This is a genomic window from Paenibacillus sp. 22594 (genome assembly GCF_052044425.1).
Taxonomy (GTDB): domain Bacteria; phylum Bacillota; class Bacilli; order Paenibacillales; family Paenibacillaceae; genus Paenibacillus_AQ.
In genome coordinates, this window is sequence record NZ_JBQENA010000009.1 from 89,393 (window position 1) to 105,480 (window position 16,088).

Here is a 16,088-nt window from a genome sequence, read left to right on the forward strand (position 1 = left end):
AACTTTTAGGAGGTTATGTTATGTACGAAATCGCCATCATCGGGGCCGGCCCTGCCGGTGCAAGTGCAGCCCTGTTCGCCGCCAAGGCGGGCAAAAAAACGCTGTTAATCGACAACGATAAAGGCATGACGCGCAGAGGCTGGTATGAGAACTACTACGGGATTGCTGAAATTGGCGGGCCCGAGCTCGTGGAAACCGGCCATAAGCAGGCTGTGAAATTCGGTGCGGAATTAGTTGCAGACCAAGCGGTGAACCTCACTGCAGCCGGCGAGGGCTTTGTCATTGAGAGTGAGAGCGGCGCTACCTATGAAGCGAAGCACGTAATCCTGGCAACGGGTGTGCTGACCGATCTGGCCGCCAAAGCCGGTGTGGACACGAAGGACGGCACAGAGCCAAGAATCAAGACCGTTGTAGCCGTAAATGCGGAAGGCAAAACCAATGTCGAAGGTATTTGGGCTGCCGGTACGGTAGCCGGGGTAAGCGTTCATGCCATTATTACTGCCGGAGACGGTGCGAAGGTTGCCATTAATATTATCAGTGAACTGAACGGTGCAAGATATGTGGATCACGATCTGCTGAAGGCTTAACGTTTCTGTTCGAATGAAAGAGCTTCAGGCAAGTTAAGTCCAGCCAGAGATACATCTGGCTGGACTTTTTGGACATAAGTGTTTGATCCACTGGATTCAGCCTTGCCGTCAGCGAACCCGACCGTTTACCTCTGCATCGGGAACCACCTGCCGGACGGACAAGACCTCTGCGCCATCGCCGAGGCAGCCAAGCAGCTGCTTGAGATTTTCGCCCAGCCCCACTCCCTCACCAATTATTTATGAATCTGCGCCACCCTTTGCTCGCTTGCACTTTGCTGCTGCTTGCCGCTGTAAATATCCTGGACAATATAGAGCGGACGTCTCTTCGTTTCGTCATAGATCCGGCCGACATACTCACCCAGAATCCCCAGCATAATCAGTACAAATCCGTTGAATGTTAAGGTAATGCCGATCATCGATGCCCAGCCCTTAACGGCTGCATCCGTAAACAGCGCCAGGTACAGCACATACATAAGGTACAGAAACCCGGCTGCCGACAGTAGCCCTCCCAGATAGCCCGCCAGCTTCAGCGGCTTGTAGGAAAAAGAGGTGATCCCATCCAGTGACAGCTTGATCATGCGCTTCAACGGGTATTTCGTTTCGCCTGCCAGCCGTTCATCACGCTCATATTCGATAGCCTTCTGCCGGAAGCCGACCCAGCTGACCAGTCCGCGGACGAAGCGGTTTTTCTCCGGCAGCCGTTTCAGTTCCTCGCATACCTTGCGGTCGATCAGCCGGAAATCGCCGGTGTCCACCGGGATAGAGATGTCCGTGGAATAACGCAGCACCCGGTAAAAGAGGCTTGCTGTCCACTTTTTAAACAGAGACTCCCCGTTCCGCTTCACCCGTTTGGCATATACAACCTCATAGCCGTTTTTCCATTCCCGGATCATATCCAGAATCAGCTCCGGCGGGTCCTGCAGATCAGCATCGATGATGACTACCGCATCCCCCAGTGCATAATCCATACCCGCAGTAATGGCAATCTGATGACCAAAGTTGCGGGAGAGATCAATCAGCTTCACGCTCTCATCCCAATAGCTGTATTCCTCAATCATCTGCGCACAATTATCAGTGCTTCCGTCATTGACGAACAGCAGCTCGTAAGCCTCTCCTGTTGTTCCCATTACCTTTTTTATCCGCCGGTAAGTTTCCTGAATAACCGCCTCTTCGTTGTACATCGGTATGATTATGGAATAGCGCACGTGCGTACTCATGAGCAGCTCCTCCTTAATTTCATTTCTAGTCATGAAGCGCGCTTTTGCCAAAAAACCAAGTCAAGCGCGCTTACTATACAGCCTGGTAAACCCCGTCCTATTGAACACTCACTTCGTACAAGGTTCCGCCGTTGGTGCCTGTCTCTGTTCCCTGCCACTCTGCTGTTGGAACTACAGTTCCGTTCTCCGTGATCCAGTTGGTAATTTCAGAGCTGCCCCCGCGACCGCCGCCCATGCCTCCGGTAGTGACAAGGAAATATTTCACTTTACCGCTCGCCACGAGCGCCTTCAGTGTATCGGTGGTATACGGTACATCCGAGTTGTTGAATCCGTTTAGAATAACGACTGACTCATTTTTATCGATAATATAAGGGCCTGCTGTTCCATAATCCATTGCCGCGAACAGATACTTCTCACCGGTATTACGCTCTTTCAAATAGGTCAGCAGATTGTCGTTGACTCCCGCTGTGCCATTTCTGCCACCTATGCCGCCTATTCCCCCTATACCACCCATGCCGCCAAAACCGCTGCTGCTGTCCGGTCCAGCCGCCGGAGTCATACTGTTTGCTCCGTAAGTGATAGGTGTCAGTGCCCAGTAGACAGGTCCGACCAGCAGCACCAGCAAACCCGTTACCGCTGCAACATGTACGAATGGCTTCTCCTGCCCTTTCCATACCCGCAGTACGAGCAGCAGCACAGTGACAGCGATTCCTGCAGCCAGAACACCTATGGACCAGCCGCTTCCGATCTTATCATCATAAGGATGAATAATGTACCACTGAAAAACAGCTGTAGCGAGCGTCGCCACTGGAAGCAGCCAGGATAGCCAGGTTGAACGTTCTTTGTAATAGGTCCACAGCTGCAGCCAGCCTGCACCGGCCAGTGCCGCAATGGGCGGAGCCATCATAATCAGGTAATATTGGTGGAAAAATCCGGCGATGCTGAAGAATCCCATAGCCGGCACCAGCCAGGCCAGCCAGAACAATGCTTCTTTATGCCGCCATGTGAAGTTCCGTCTGCGCAGGCTGGCAAAGATTCCAATGCAGCCGAACAGCAGGAAAGGCAGCAGCCAGCTGGCCTGGCCGGACAACGCCGATTGAAACAAGCGGAGCGGACCGGCAGTACCTGTGTTGAACATTCCTCCTGCGCCGCCATTCATCCCGCCGCGGCCGCCTTGCCCGAAATCAAACTGGCCCCGATCGTCCATTCTGCCTCCCGGCGCATGTCCCGGCATCCCGCCGTCATCTGCAGCCTGGCCTCTGCCATTCAAGCCTCCGTCAGTCTGTTCGTCCCCTATACCTCCAGGTGGCTGTCCCTGTGCCTGACCGTTTATACCATTCATCATTCCTTGACCGCCCTGGGCGGCGGCTCCGTTCATAGGCGGCATCTCCCCGCCATTCCATGACGGCATTTCGCCGCCGCCGAACATTCCGCCGCCTCCGCCGCCGCCGGTACTGCGGTCACCGGTCAAGCGCGACACCCCGTTATAGCCAAAAGCCAGATTCAGCACAGAGTTCGTCCCGCTGCTGCCCATGTAAGGCCGTTTGCTTGCCGGGATCGAATCCACAATAACCGCCCAGGATAGCGAAACCACCAGCAGCACTGCGGTACAGGCTGCGAGCACTCCGGTTTTTCTCTTCCAATTCACCTTCGCCGCCAGAACATAGAAGAGGTAGAATGCCGGAAGCACCATGTATGCCTGCAGCATCTTCTCGTTGAAGCCTACGCCGATCAGGGCAAACGCTATGAGGAGACTGCCCCATTTATTGTGCTTAGTACCCTTGAAGAGAAACCATGCCGCCAGCAAAAGTGTGAATACCAGCATGGCATCAATATTATTCGTTCTGCTGACAGCAGCAGCTACGGGTGTAGTTGCCATTACCAGTGCCCCGAGCCGCGCTGCCGTACGGCCGAAGGTTGGTTTTACCAGCAGATATACCAGCAATACGGAGCCTATCCCGCCCAGCACCTGCGGAAGGATCACGCTCCAGCCGTGCAGGCCGAAGATCAGCGCGCTGAGCGTCTGAATCCAGAACGTCACAGGCGGCTTATCAACCGTTACCGAGCCTGCCGAGTCCAGCGAAGCAAAGAAAAAGTTGTGGAAGCTCTGGAGCATGCTTCCTACTGCCGTGGTATAGTACGTGTTTGAGTATTGATCATTCCAGATTCCATAGCCATACAGAAAGGCTGCAAGCAGCAGAATACCCAGCAGCACGACATCGGAACCCAGCTTTTTTATCCATTTCATTTCTCTCCACTCCCATCGATCGATACACTATTCCGGCAGTGCTCTATCCCCCGGCACAGCTTGCTTAGGTGTATTATGGCACCCCTACCTTAACTGATAATGAAATCAAGCTGAATGTTTGCTGAATGCCGGAACGAGAAATAGCCCCACAATGTGGGGTTCAGTATTGGGCCCAAGGAGGATATAATTACCACAATGGGCATCAAGGCTAGTATTCAATTGGATAATGATGAAGCATAAAATTAGGTAAGGGAGTGCGGCAATGATTTATTTAAGAAGCTTTAAGCTTTCTGATTATACAGATCGGAATCCCAACATATACCCTGATTATGTATTTAAGCACGTGGCTGGAGAGGTGCTTTTGTTTGATCGGATTACGGTGCTGTATGGCAATAACGGGAGCGGAAAATCCACTTTACTCAATGTAATTTCCAACAAGCTGGGCATTCCTGGGGCAGAAAGAATGACAAGCTATGGGCATATTAACTATGCGCAACGTTTCCTTGATTGGAGCAGCTATCAGTTTGGGCATGATGAGCAAGAACGTGAAATCCGACAACTTCCAAAAGGAAGCCGATATATGAAATCAGAGGATGTTCTATATGAGATCAAGAAGATCCAGCAATCTTCCGTGCTTCGTGAGGGAATCATAAATGAGCAGAGGCACAAAGGGATGAGTGAAGCTCAGGCGGCAGAATATGAAGCTACGTATGCGTTTAGGAAGAAGCTGGAGGACATTCAATTTTCCCAGGAAAAATACTCCAACGGGGAGACGTCCATGCAGTTCTTCGAGGAATATCTGCAGCCTGGGCAATTGTATTTATTGGACGAGCCGGAAACATCACTTTCTCCTGCTAATCAAATACGGATGGCAGAACAAATAAATGAGCTGGCACGATATTTTGACAGTCAATTTATTATTGCCACTCATTCTCCTTTTGTTCTAGGCACGTTGCATGCAAAAATATATAATCTGGATGCGAGGCCTCTTCAAACAGCAGAATGGTTTGAGCTGGACAATGTGCGGTTTTTTTATCAATTTTTCAATAAACATAAGCCATTGTTTGAATGAGAGAAGGGATAGCACCGTCCTTCAATGCCAGCCTGCTATTCCCCCCGCCCGATTGCTGCCAGCTTATTCACCGTATTCCAATTCCGTGCGGTAATGGATGTGCCCAGCCATTTGTCGAGCGGAACCTTGAACAACGAAGACTGGCTTACACTTCCCTCATACAGGGTGTACATCTCTTTGCCGGCAATGCGCAGCTTATCTGCACCATCGGCGTAGGGGATCAGCTTGACCAGTGCATCCTCCGAAGGAGCTTTACTAAGAAAAGAAACATACAGCCTTTTATAATCCTCTTGTGACAGGTTCTGAAAAGGGTTGGCAGCGATAGCCGCCTCCAGTTCCGCAAGCGTACGGATCATCACAGAGACCTCGAAACCAAAAGTGTCAAGGATCGCCGCACTGATCGCAGCCTCAAGCTTAGCGGCAGCCGATTCCCCGCTTTCAAACACCACATTCCCACTCTGAATATATGTACGCACCTGTTCATATCCAAGCGACTCGAACATTGTCTTCAAAGCCTGCATTTTAATGATTTTGTTGCCGCCCACGTTAATACCGCGCAGCAGGGCAATATATGTATTCACAGCGCACCTTCTTCCCTAAATATCCTTACCGGCGGGAGCTTAATCTTAGACGTCTGCGGATTTCACGGACCAGCTGCTCTTTCTCCGCCAGCGGAACGCCTTCCGTAAGCCGGGCTGCTGCTACCGGCAGAACCCAGGCTTTTACCTCGGCGTAAGTAAGACCCGATAACCTGAGGTATTCTCTGATATAGCCTTTCGTGAGCCTCTGTCTTATAAAACCAGTAATAAGCCTGGTGGCGAATGATGCTCCCGGCGGCAAGGCTCCCATGCTGAGCATAATGACTGACCTCGCAGCATCCCCGGCCGGATTGCCGGAAATTCCTGTCATCCAGTCGATAATCCACGCCTGCCCATCCAGCAGCACATTGTCCGGATGGAAATCCCCGTGCAAGAGCCGGTCTCCCTCCGGAAGCTGCTCCAGCTGGGCCAATACGGCCGTCTTCTCCTCCATGGCGAGCGTGGGCGCAGCGATAATACTGCTCTTCAGGTTCTCTTTCTGCTTCCCAAAAGCCTCTGCCCCCTGGAGTTTATGAAGATTATGATGGAGCACAGCCATTTGTCTTGCATATTCGGCAAGTTTCCACGGCTTCTCACCGATCAGCCTAAGCATGGAGCGTCCCTGAATTTGCTGAAACACAATGCCCATACGCCCCTCAAACGCAGCAAGCTCCATAGGCTGCGGGGTGAGAACGTTATGCTCATAGACATATTTACTGATCTCATATTCGTGCTCCACGTATTGCGCGGGAATATCCTCACGATAGAGCTTCAGAATCATCCCTGTTCCATATTCCCAAACCTCTGCGGTTCTTCCTTCCCCAATCCGCTTCCCCTGCATACCGTCTCCCCCAAGCTATTCCAGATTAACAGACTTGAAATGCTCCACTACCGGGAAGGGGCTATAATAATGATGGAGCAGCGCTTTCCATTCCTGATATTGGCTTGATTCCCTGAATGAGATAGTGTGATCCTCAAGATTGCGCCACTTCACGAGCAGCAGATATTTATGATCATCCTCCAGACAGTGCTGCAGCTCATGGCCCAAATAACCTTCTATGGAAGAAATCAGTGCGGACGCCGCCTTAAAGCTCTGTTCGAACTGGCGGGTGAGCCCCGGCTTCACCTGAAGCATAGCTGCTTCCAGAATCATCACAATCATCTCCTTGTTGTGTGGTCTTTATAGCCTCAGCCTGTGAGCGCATCCCGGAAAAACTCGTGATAGAAATTAATAATGACGAGCAGCACGGCCAGTGATTCATTGACACTGCCTACTTCGAGCGCATGATTGGCGTCGTCAATCCGGTACACCCGGAGATTCTTCTGTCCGCTAAGCACGGCAGCATGCTCCTCGGTGAATGTCGGGTCGCTGCCACCGTAGATGATGCTGCCCCGGCTCTGTCTCAGCAGCGGCATCGAATCGGCAACTGGCGTTATATACAAATGCGAGGTTTTCTGCTGAAGGTTCATCTCTGCCGCCACTCTTCCGGCAATGACACTCCCCATGCTTTTGCTGATGAAGAGCAGCTGTTCATAGTCCGGAAGTGAAGCTACGGCCGCTTTGCATTCCTCAGTTACAATATCAATTTCTTCACGTTTGAGCTCTGCCCGTGCGCTCTGATAGCCATATTCGAGCAGCAGGATATCGCAGCCATACTCCCTGGCCAGCTTGGAAGCATAATCCAGCAGTGAACGTTCTGCGGAGTAGTTCCTGCCCGGAAATACTACCGCGAGCACTTTGGATTCCTGTGTAATATATTTATGTCTGACTTCTCTGCCCCAATGCGAGGACATGACGATACTTGATACACTCACCTGTGCTTCCTCCTACACCAGAAATTAGCTCTCTGCCTCCCATTATAGCTATCTTCTGCGAAGGATGGAAATATAAATGAACATGCGTAACCAAGGAAGCATAAGGAGCAACACTGCCCTTAATGCTGCACGGCTTTCTGCTTGCGGCTTTTTTTTCGGGCCAGGATTTCAGCGGCAATCCACAGGATCACAGGAATGACCACCTGAAACGGCAATGCATAAACCTTGTAGATATGGTGGGCAAAATACTCCATTTGCATAATATCTGTATAGATGAAATCCGCCATATAGACCATGATGAGGCCCATTTGAAGCACTACCGAACGATAACTGCTCAGCTTGAACAGCCTGGCTACGCCATTACAGGCGGTATAGAGACAGAGACTCACTTTCACAAACAGTGTGGTAACAAAAACAATAGCTGACGAGCCTTCAATCCGGGTCAGGAAATCGCCGATGTTGATTCTGCTGACCGCCACATATGAGGGGAAATATAGGCTGGATAAGAGATCCGGCCCCAATACGAGCAGATTGCGAACCGTGATTAACAAAATAATAACTCCGGCAATCAACGTGCCGCTGACCAGAATTCTGACCGCTGAACCCTTTTGAGGCAACGCATGGAAAGCACCCAGGAACACCACAATTTCGGCAAACGGAAAGGTGAAGGAACCCATCGCATCTGAAAATACAGGCGCCCACCCGCTATCTAAGAAGGGTAGTACTTGATGAAATTGAAATTTGGGGATGGAGAGCAGCTGTACCACAACAATTACCACGAAGGTAAACAGCAGCAGGAATTTAGAACTCCTCCCCAGTACTTCTATCCCCTCTTTTACTACCCACACGCACAGCAGGCTAACGATCAGCATGGGTGCCAGCATGGGTGTTGAAGTCAGAGGAACCGACTTACTGAACTCCCCGAAATTCCGTAGTACCAGCGAGCCCAGATGAAGCGCATACCAAATATACAAGCAGGAGAGCACTCTTCCAGCTACGGCTCCGAATACAAGGATTAGCATGTCAAACAGATCCTTACCGGGAAACAGCATATGCAGCCGTGCATAAATTAACATTAGCGGAAGGGCCAGCAGCATCGCAAGAATTAAAGCGATCCAGCTGCTATTCCCGGACTGCCCTGAAGCCCCCATAAACAGAGAACTGCCGATAATAAAGAGAACCGCTATGCTTATAGACTGTCCTGCCGGGATAATTTCCTTGCCCATCTTTCCTCCCCCCTTATAGAGTCTGGTCCTAGAACAACTTCTTAACCATATAAACGATCGGAGGAGACGGGCTGGGGATGTCCCAATGCATGGACAGGGCAAAGGCCAGGGAGAAGGAAACCAGACACAGTGCCGAGCAGACATAGAAGTCCCGCTTCTTCCCTTGCTTCAGCAGACCGTAAGGGTCAGTCACCACGACTATGGCATAGATCAGTAGCAGGTAAATGACCATATCTGTTAATCTCCCAGCTTAATGGAACGTGAGGTTTTGGCAGTGCTCTCTATAATCACCTTGGAGTCTACTGAAATATCCATTTTTGCGAATTCGTTATCCCAGTTGTCACGGAGCTTGGCCCAGACCTTTGGCTGATGTTCATGAATGATTTCCCCGTATCCAAAGATATCGGCATGGTATTCCTGCTGCATTTTCCGTATGACAGACTCGATGTCCTGCCGGAGGGCCTTGCCGGCGCGCTCCTCAATGCTATTGATGCCCTCGTTGCCCGCGAAGTTTTCCGTAGTCATGATCTCATCGAGGCCGGTATGTGTAACGGATCGGACCTGCAAGCTCAGCTTGCCGTTCACCAGCTTTGGCTTCACCTTGGTTCTGCTCGATAATATCTCCAATGAGTAGGTGGGAACCCCATGTTTGTCATTCACCGCCAGTACGCCTCCCTTAATGCCGTCTTTGGCAAAAAGTACATTTTTAGTCTCTTTCCCATTCAGCTTGCCTATCATTTTATCCTTTGAGAAAATGGCACAGCCGTTAACACGTTCGTTCTTCTGCCCATTCTGCTCATGGAGGTGAATCAGAGGTGCCACTGCATGATTACCCGAAGTCTCCAGCTTGTCGATGAAATCCCATATTTCTACGGTCGGCGCAGTGCTGGTGAACTTCTCGTCACGCATCATTTGTGCCAGTTCAAATGACATAATCGCCTTTGTGGACGTGTTCAGGTTCAGAATCTCCCGCGCGGTTGGCTCACTGGACACAAAAATGAACACATCTGATCTGGTTTCAGTATCTCTGCTGTACCAATCCATTGTCTTGATCAACCCTTCGCGGGCAACCTCCTCGCTGAAGATGATCGCCTTAGCGTGGCTCCAGAACAGTTTTTTTCCGGTTAGGGTTATCATATTGCGGACAATTTCAAAGATGGTTTTCCCCGTAAGACTGAGCATTTTGAAGCCGGCCTGATTCTGGTCAAGCCCTCCCTTAATGTCAACCATCTCTGCCGTCAGCTGGATCTTGCCGTTAGCAGCATCCTTATCGATGGCCACCCCGGCTACAATGGACATATCATCAACCTCGGTATAGTTCCAGCAGCCGCTGAGACACAGTACCAGGGCCATGCAGAGCTGTAGTGTCAACAGTCTCAGAGCTCGTCTCACCGGCTACCCGCCTTCTTCCGGGGCGCCTTCCGCTTCATATTGCGCGCACCGATTATTGCCGGCCGAAGATACATATCCCACCAAGGCGCGCGGATCGCCGCATCCTTAATATCCTGCGGGCGGATAGAGCCCACTCCCAGCATATAGGAAACACCGAAGGAGCGGAGACTCATCAGATGAATCACCAGGCCGAGCAGTCCAAAGAAGTATCCGTAGATCCCAAGGAAAAACGCTGCAAACAAAAGAATCAAACGCACGATAATCATGGGTCCGGTAAGCCTTGGATTAAGCAAGGTCGTGATTCCGGTAAGACCTACCACAATGACCATTGGCGCACTCACAATCCGTGCATCTACAGCCGCCTGCCCCAGCACCAGCGCTCCCACTATGCTTACCGCCTGGCCAATGGTGGTTGGAATTCGGGCACCCGCCTCGCGCAAAATTTCGAATATCGTCAGCATAATTAATGCCTCGATAATGGTTGGGAATGGAACGGATAGCCTGGCAGCGGCAATGCTGAGCAACAGTAAGGTAGGGACCATCTCCTGAGAGTAGGTAACCAGAGCGACATATACTGCCGGAATACTAATGGACATGAAGGCTCCAATGACTCTTAAGAACCGGTTGAAGGAGGCAAAATAATAGTTGATGTAGTAATCTTCACTGGCCTGGAAATTCTCCACAAAAACATAAGGCAGCGTCAAGGCAAAGGGGCTGCCTTCAATCATCAAGGCAAAGCGGCCCTCCATAAGCTTGCTTACAACCGCATCCGGTCGTTCCGTGCTGCCCATCATCTCGAATGGGGAGTAGGGCTCGTCACGGATCAGTTCAGCCAGATAACCGGTATCCAGGACATGGTCAATTTCTACCTTCGCAAGCCTTCCCTGAAGTTCGGCCAGAATATCCGGTGAAGCCAGGCTCTCCATATAGCAGATGCAGGTCTGTGTCTTAGACCTTGTCCCAATGTCACTGAAGACAAACTTTAGATCGGAATTCTGGACTCTGCGGCGGATCAGGGTTAAATTAACGATCAGTGATTCCGTGAAACCTTCTCTTGGACCCCGGACTGCTTTTTCCGTCGTAGGCTCTTCTATTGCACGAGTCTGCCAGCCTTGGGCATTAATATTCAGCGCCCCGGCATAACCGTCCAAGAGAAATACCGTCTTTCCTCCTACAACAGCTCCTACTAGTTCATCCAGCTCCGTCGAAACCATAATGTCACTGATGTTTATGATCTCCATGCGGATTTTCTCCATCAGCTCCGCCGGATTCCCATGGTCTTCTTCCTTGAATGGATAAGTCATTACAGGTTTCGTAATGCCATTCTGTATAAGATCCCTATCGGTCATTCCATCCACATAGATCAGGCCGCAGCGCAACGGCGTTCCATGGTTATTCTCAATCACCCGTACCCGAAGCGTCCCGTCATTGCTGAATATCCGCCGAAACAGAGCCACATTATCGTCCAGCGAGGGACTAAGCGGCTGGGAAGAGGATATTTTGGAGGCGTCCTGTCTGTTTCCCAGGGCAGCATCTGTGTTCTTCACAGCAGTCACTCCTGTCACCATTGTTTTGATCTGATTATCCCCCGACTCTGGTTCTCCTATTCGCCATTATTATACTGTGCAGGAAATAGAGTGCTCCAAAAGCAAAGCCCGCAGTGCTCTTTGGAGCATCACGGGCCTTGTTCTTCTGATATAATCAAGTAAATCCACACAACTGTTTGTACAAAAGGAGTTCCAGCCATGACACCATTCACGCAAAAGGTTATCGCCGTCATCCGCTCGATTCCCGAAGGTTATGTCATGACCTATGGCGGCATCGCCAGGGCTGCCGGAAGCCCGAGAGGGGCCAGACAGGTCGTCCGCATCCTCCACTCCATGAGCCGCAAGTATAAACTTCCTTGGCACAGAGTGGTCAATGTCAAAGGGGAAATTGCCCTTACGGACGATGAGTCCGGCTCTCTGCAGCGGCTATATCTGCTGGGAGAAGGCATCGTTTTTGACGCAAAGGGAGCGATCGATCTTCAGCGCTACCAGTATCATCCGGAGTCTGAGGATGAGCTTCAGCTGATGGAATAAGGCCGGTCACTCCCTTTGCCCAGCACATTCAGCAGGCAGTACATCGTTGCATAAATAGCCAGCAGTACACACGCAATAAATACGCTGAAAAAGACCGACTGCCTGTTCAGGCTGTCGACAACGAGCTGGTACAGCTGATGCCGGTCGGTGAGCACATCCCAGCTGTTCAGCCGGTACACCCGTCCGAGCAGTACGCCATAACCGCCGAGCGCGCAGGCGAACACCACGAAAATCCAGGAGAGCAGCAGATTGCTTTTCCGGTATATCACGGCCTGGAACTGGTACAGGGAGAAAAAACCGGTCAGCCAGCCGCTCCAGGTGAACAATAGCAGCGTAATCAGATCATACCAGTAGCGGCTCTGGATCGTTCCACCGACAAAATACAAATTCTTGCGGATCGTTAAGTGCACCAAATCTGTCATAATATATGGCGCGTTCGGAAAAAACAGCAGCCAGGCGATGCCGAGCGGAAGCACCAGCAGTCCGCCGATCTTTCTTTTGTCCAGTTCATGGGCGGCCATGGAGAACACGAATGGGAGCCAGGCCAGAAACAGATTCCAGATTAGAAACTTGTAGAACGTGTCTGTCCGCTGAGACACTACACCGTAGACCGCCAGTGTGACAAGGGACAGTCCTGCCAAAAGCAGAAATACCTTGATATAATTCAATTCCTTCATGTCCGGGTAATCTCCTTATCCCTATGATTTTCGTTAACCCTCATTTGTAATTGTACAAATTTTTCTATGTCTTGTACAAATCGGAGCAGCCATAAGCTTGTTCGGGGTGGCCGAATCAAAGGCGGAAATACCTTTGATTCGGCTCTTTCCACGCGGGTGAGCGGATTCAAAAGCAGAAATACCTTTGGTTCGGCCCTTTCCACGCTGGCGAGCCGATTCAAAGGCAGAAATACCTTTGGTTCGGCTCTTTCCACGCTGGCGAGCCGATTCAAAGGTCACTACCTTTACTGGACCATGATCAGTTAGAGCAAGCGGCAAAAGAGCACTAACGCAAAGCAGCGCTTCTCCAGGTGAACGGAGAAGCGCTGCTTTTGCTGGCTTTTGAAGCTATAGAATTAAGCTAAGGCTTCTCTGCCACTGCCTGTCGCTGATGCCAAAAATCATCCAAACACACTGCTCAGCGGCTACAATTCACCGCTCAGTTTACGTGCTACAGCTGGCACGCGCCCTTTGAAGGCACTGCGGCCAGACGTTTCATCCAGTCCGGCAAAGGCTGCGCATTCCCTGAAGGCAGCATGACGGCAGCCCAGACACTTATTATAATTAATGACCTTAAGCGCATCAGTGATTGCCTCTCCGGTATGCTCATAGAACTGTGTTGCTCCGATTCTGTCATACAATCCGGTCTTCTTAAGCAACCCTAGCGGCTGAGATTGAATGCCTGAGATCATCAGGCAGCCACCATCCTCATGCAGCTCCTTCACCAGCCCTGCCAGATTGGCTTCACCGGTGGTGTCGATAAACGGCACCTTGCCCATCCGCAGCAGAATAACCTTTGGCTTATCCGGTCCGAAGCCCGGCATCGTATTCTCGAACCGGTAGGCAGCTCCGAAGAACAGCGGCCCTTCCACATTGTAAATACCGATCTGCGGACAGTCATGGCTGTCCGTGACCATATGCGCTCCGACCTTCACTGAGTTCGGATCTGGGAGCACCTTGGAAACCAGATGTACCTCGCCCATCCGTTTGACGAACAAGACAACAGCGAGCACCAGTCCAACCTCCACCGCCACGGTCAAGTCGGCAAATACGGTCAATAGAAACGTAATGAACAGCACCAGCGAATCTCCGGTCTTCAGCTTAAGCAGATGAAGGAATTCCTTGCGTTCGCTCATATTCCAGGCTACGACCATCAGGATCGGTGCCATCGCGGCCAGCGGAATACTCGATGCATAGGGAGCAAACAACAGCAGAATAAGAAATACCACTACACCATGAATCACACCCGACAAGGGCGATGCGGCTCCGCTTTTGATATTGGTAGCGGTCCGGGCAATCGCGCCGGTAGCCGGAATCCCGCCGAACAGAGGGGCGGCAATATTGGCAACCCCTTGCCCGATCAGCTCTCGGTTGCTGTTGTGGCGGCTGCCCGACATGCCATCTGCCACCACGGCTGACAACAGGGACTCTATCGCGCCTAGCATGGCGATGACAAAGGCCGGGCGAAGCAGCAGCCTAATCCGTTCCCAGGTTATGACCGGAAAATGGAAGCTCGGCAGTGTATTCGGAATGTCCCCGTACGCAGAGCCAATCGTAGTCACCTTGCCGCTAAAAAACAGTGCGGCTATGAGGGTTGCACAGAGCAATCCGACCAGTGCCCCTGGCACTTTGGGTGCAAAACGAATACCCAGCACAAGCACAGCCAAACAAATGGCCGCCGTCAGAATACTGTACAGATTAATCGTAGAGATATGCAGGCCGATCTCCTTCATGTTGTCCACGAAGCTCTCATGCCGCTTCATATCCTTCAGACCCAGAAAGTTTGCGATCTGCCCCGTGAAGATAATGACGGCAATCCCTGCGGTGAATCCAATCGTTACAGGCTTGGGGATAAACTTGATCAGTACCCCCAGCCGGAGCAGACCCATGAGGACAAGAATGACCCCGGCCATCATCCCGGCAAGCAGTAGATTCTCATAGCCATACTGCATAGCAATAGCGAATAAAATAGGAATAAACGCACCCGTAGGCCCGCCGATCTGAAACTTTGAACCGCCGAACAAAGAAATTAAAATCCCTGCGACTATGGTTGTATAGATTCCGTACTCCGGCTTCACACCCGAAGCAATAGCAAATGCCATCCCCAGAGGGATGGCAATGACGCCGACGATAACCCCTGAAAGGAGATCCTTGCGCAGCGAAGCAATATTATAGCCTTTGAAACGGCCCCACCCTGTCATCCTTTAACCTTCTTTTCTCTAAATATCTGATTATTTGAATATAAGAGCAACATTACTCCTGCAAGCCTCACTTGTCAACGGGTAATCCGCCCCGGGAGGCCCCGGGTTATTCGCTGCGGATCCCTTCCAATAGGGAGATTGCGTTCACCAGATGATTATCGAATATCTGCTTGGCTACGGCCAGAAGATCTTTGATCAGGGGATCACGCAGGGAGTAAATCACCGTTGTGCCTTCTTTTACACTGGCTACTACATTCTTGGCGCGGAGCACGGCAAGCTGCTGGGACACGGCAGACCCCTCGGATCCAAGAATAGCCTGCAGCTCGTTCACATTCTTCTCGCCTTCGCTCAGCAGCTCCAGGATACGAATCCGCATCGGATGAGCCAGCGCCTTAAAAAATTCCGTCTTGAATTGCTGAATATCGCTGTTCATTGAACCTCTGCTCCTCATAGCTTACTTCTTGAATACTATTTATCTTAGCCTATTTAGCCAAGAGTGGCTATGCCAATGGGTTAAATTGATAGACGAATGCCTTATTCACAGAAAAATCGGATACAACCGGATCTCCCGGGTCCTGACTTCCACCAGGCTGCCCAGCGCCATCGGCTCACCAAGGCTTTCGAACATGATCAGCTCTCCGTCCAGCTGCAGACAGCCGGTTCCATCCTCCTCGATATTGTCCAGCACACCGGTAAGCACCACAACATCGCCCTCCAAACGGATGCCGTGCTCCCCTCCGCCTGCCGGAATGATGTCCACCCAGCGCATAAGCAGTGCCGGGATTTCGAATTCTATCACAGCATGGTCACCCGGCTTCACCTGAGCTCCGCACCAGATTCCCCTACCCTCTCCGGCATTCGCTTCAAAAAACACCTCGTCCTTCTTCAGGCCTGTCATCTGTATTTTAATATTCATCGCAATAGCTCCATTTGCTAGGATTTACTGCATATTATA

General features: G+C 51.2%; 17 protein-coding genes. 3 read left to right on the forward strand and 14 right to left on the reverse strand.

The window, feature by feature from the left end; all coding sequences use genetic code 11:
- Nucleotides 1-20 precede the first annotated feature (20 nt).
- A complete protein-coding gene (locus ACTJKB_RS24430; RefSeq protein ID WP_440836949.1) occupies nucleotides 21-587 on the forward strand; it encodes an FAD-dependent oxidoreductase in 567 nt (188 codons plus the stop codon).
- A 233-nt stretch (nucleotides 588-820) separates the two neighbouring features.
- Here the strand turns inward: ACTJKB_RS24430 and ACTJKB_RS24435 are convergent, their stop codons facing one another.
- Both ACTJKB_RS24435 and ACTJKB_RS24440 read right to left on the reverse strand, forming a co-directional pair.
- Nucleotides 821-1,804 carry a glycosyltransferase family 2 protein gene (locus ACTJKB_RS24435; RefSeq protein ID WP_440836950.1) on the reverse strand — a complete coding sequence of 328 codons (984 nt, stop codon included), beginning with the start codon at nucleotides 1,802-1,804 and terminating at the stop codon, nucleotides 821-823.
- A gap of 97 nt (nucleotides 1,805-1,901) precedes the next feature.
- Nucleotides 1,902-4,052, reverse strand: coding sequence for a glycosyltransferase family 39 protein (locus tag ACTJKB_RS24440; RefSeq protein WP_440836951.1), 2,151 nt, complete (start codon nucleotides 4,050-4,052; stop codon nucleotides 1,902-1,904).
- A 355-nt stretch (nucleotides 4,053-4,407) separates the two neighbouring features.
- Here ACTJKB_RS24440 and ACTJKB_RS24445 point away from each other — a divergent pair, with 355 nt between their 5' ends.
- Nucleotides 4,408-5,124 carry an AAA family ATPase gene (locus ACTJKB_RS24445; protein ID WP_440837075.1) on the forward strand — a complete coding sequence of 239 codons (717 nt, stop codon included), beginning with the start codon at nucleotides 4,408-4,410 and terminating at the stop codon, nucleotides 5,122-5,124.
- Between the two features lie 35 nt (nucleotides 5,125-5,159).
- On the opposite strand, the gene ACTJKB_RS24450 is transcribed toward ACTJKB_RS24445, so the two are convergent.
- The 8 genes from ACTJKB_RS24450 to ACTJKB_RS24485 all read right to left on the reverse strand — a co-directional run bounded on the left by ACTJKB_RS24450 (nucleotide 5,160) and on the right by ACTJKB_RS24485 (nucleotide 11,682).
- The gene (locus ACTJKB_RS24450; protein ID WP_440836952.1) at nucleotides 5,160-5,705 is read right to left on the reverse strand and encodes a DUF1697 domain-containing protein; all 546 of its coding nucleotides are present in this window, start codon (nucleotides 5,703-5,705) and stop codon (nucleotides 5,160-5,162) included.
- Nucleotides 5,706-5,730: 25 nt separating this feature from the next.
- Nucleotides 5,731-6,543: a phosphotransferase family protein gene (locus ACTJKB_RS24455; protein ID WP_440836953.1), complete on the reverse strand. Its 813-nt coding sequence runs from the start codon at nucleotides 6,541-6,543 to the stop codon at nucleotides 5,731-5,733.
- Nucleotides 6,544-6,558: 15 nt separating this feature from the next.
- Nucleotides 6,559-6,855: an antibiotic biosynthesis monooxygenase family protein gene (locus ACTJKB_RS24460; protein ID WP_074109890.1), complete on the reverse strand. Its 297-nt coding sequence runs from the start codon at nucleotides 6,853-6,855 to the stop codon at nucleotides 6,559-6,561.
- Nucleotides 6,856-6,890: 35 nt separating this feature from the next.
- Nucleotides 6,891-7,517: a hypothetical protein gene (locus ACTJKB_RS24465; RefSeq protein ID WP_440836954.1), complete on the reverse strand. Its 627-nt coding sequence runs from the start codon at nucleotides 7,515-7,517 to the stop codon at nucleotides 6,891-6,893.
- A 119-nt stretch (nucleotides 7,518-7,636) separates the two neighbouring features.
- Nucleotides 7,637-8,743 carry a GerAB/ArcD/ProY family transporter gene (locus ACTJKB_RS24470; RefSeq protein WP_440836955.1) on the reverse strand — a complete coding sequence of 369 codons (1,107 nt, stop codon included), beginning with the start codon at nucleotides 8,741-8,743 and terminating at the stop codon, nucleotides 7,637-7,639.
- A gap of 28 nt (nucleotides 8,744-8,771) precedes the next feature.
- Entirely contained in the window at nucleotides 8,772-8,975 is a 204-nt protein-coding gene (locus ACTJKB_RS24475; protein ID WP_440836956.1) for a hypothetical protein, read from the reverse strand.
- Between the two features lie 5 nt (nucleotides 8,976-8,980).
- Nucleotides 8,981-10,135 carry a Ger(x)C family spore germination protein gene (locus ACTJKB_RS24480; protein WP_440836957.1) on the reverse strand — a complete coding sequence of 385 codons (1,155 nt, stop codon included), beginning with the start codon at nucleotides 10,133-10,135 and terminating at the stop codon, nucleotides 8,981-8,983.
- Nucleotides 10,132-11,682 carry a spore germination protein gene (locus ACTJKB_RS24485; protein WP_440836958.1) on the reverse strand — a complete coding sequence of 517 codons (1,551 nt, stop codon included), beginning with the start codon at nucleotides 11,680-11,682 and terminating at the stop codon, nucleotides 10,132-10,134. Before ACTJKB_RS24485 ends, ACTJKB_RS24480 begins: the two co-directional genes overlap by 4 nt.
- A gap of 198 nt (nucleotides 11,683-11,880) precedes the next feature.
- Here ACTJKB_RS24485 and ACTJKB_RS24490 point away from each other — a divergent pair, with 198 nt between their 5' ends.
- Nucleotides 11,881-12,216: an MGMT family protein gene (locus tag ACTJKB_RS24490; RefSeq protein WP_440836959.1), complete on the forward strand. Its 336-nt coding sequence runs from the start codon at nucleotides 11,881-11,883 to the stop codon at nucleotides 12,214-12,216.
- On the opposite strand, the gene ACTJKB_RS24495 is transcribed toward ACTJKB_RS24490, so the two are convergent.
- From ACTJKB_RS24495 to ACTJKB_RS24510, 4 genes are all read right to left on the reverse strand, one after another.
- Entirely contained in the window at nucleotides 12,201-12,893 is a 693-nt protein-coding gene (locus ACTJKB_RS24495; protein WP_440836960.1) for a DUF1361 domain-containing protein, read from the reverse strand. The two genes, ACTJKB_RS24490 and ACTJKB_RS24495, sit on opposite strands and share 16 nt — an antisense overlap.
- Before the next feature lie 464 nt (nucleotides 12,894-13,357).
- Complete coding sequence (locus ACTJKB_RS24500; RefSeq protein ID WP_440836961.1) at nucleotides 13,358-15,133, reverse strand: SulP family inorganic anion transporter; 1,776 nt, start codon at nucleotides 15,131-15,133, stop codon at nucleotides 13,358-13,360.
- 106 nt (nucleotides 15,134-15,239) lie between these two features.
- Nucleotides 15,240-15,566: an ArsR/SmtB family transcription factor gene (locus tag ACTJKB_RS24505; protein ID WP_062522366.1), complete on the reverse strand. Its 327-nt coding sequence runs from the start codon at nucleotides 15,564-15,566 to the stop codon at nucleotides 15,240-15,242.
- Nucleotides 15,567-15,671: 105 nt separating this feature from the next.
- Nucleotides 15,672-16,049, reverse strand: coding sequence for a hypothetical protein (locus ACTJKB_RS24510; protein ID WP_440836962.1), 378 nt, complete (start codon nucleotides 16,047-16,049; stop codon nucleotides 15,672-15,674).
- Nucleotides 16,050-16,088 lie beyond the last annotated feature (39 nt).